The sequence below is a fragment of the Halobellus sp. Atlit-38R genome (assembly GCF_003665925.1).
GTDB lineage: Archaea > Halobacteriota > Halobacteria > Halobacteriales > Haloferacaceae > Haloquadratum > Haloquadratum inordinatus.
On the sequence record NZ_QXIJ01000291.1, the window covers coordinates 1 to 472 of the forward strand.

At 73.7% G+C, this 472-nt stretch carries 1 protein-coding gene; it reads left to right on the top strand.

Annotated elements, in window-relative coordinates; genetic code table 11:
- Positions 1-86: 86 nt before the first annotated feature.
- On the top strand, positions 87-472 hold a 386-nt coding region (locus tag D3D02_RS19440), incomplete at its 3' end, for a cupin domain-containing protein (protein WP_121571386.1).

Sequence of the window (472 nt, forward strand, 5' to 3'; positions counted from 1 at the left end):
CGCCTTCGCGGTTTCGGCTCCCAGCGGGAGGCCGGCTCCGCTCGGGCGACGCGAACGCCTTTGGGGGTCCGGCGTGACCGCGGGGTATGCCACCGATCAACGCGGACGAGCTGTCGTGGGCGACGGCCGACGCGGACGACGCCGCGTGGCGACGGAAGCAACTGGGCGCCGCGGCGGGCGGCGCGGACCTCGGCTGTAGCCTCTACGAGCTGCCGCCCGGCGAGCGCTCGTGGCCGTACCACTACCACGCGGCGAACGAGGAGGCGCTGTACGTCCTCGCCGGCGAGGGGACGCTGCGGCTCGACGGCGAGGCGTACCCGCTCCGGCCGGGCGAGTACGCCGCGTTCACCGCGGACGAGTCGGGCGCGCACCGAGTGGTGAACGACGGGGACGAGGTCCTCCGCTACCTCGTCGTCTCGACGATGCGCGAGCCCGACGTGACCGTGTACCCGGACTCGGAGAAGTTCGGCGT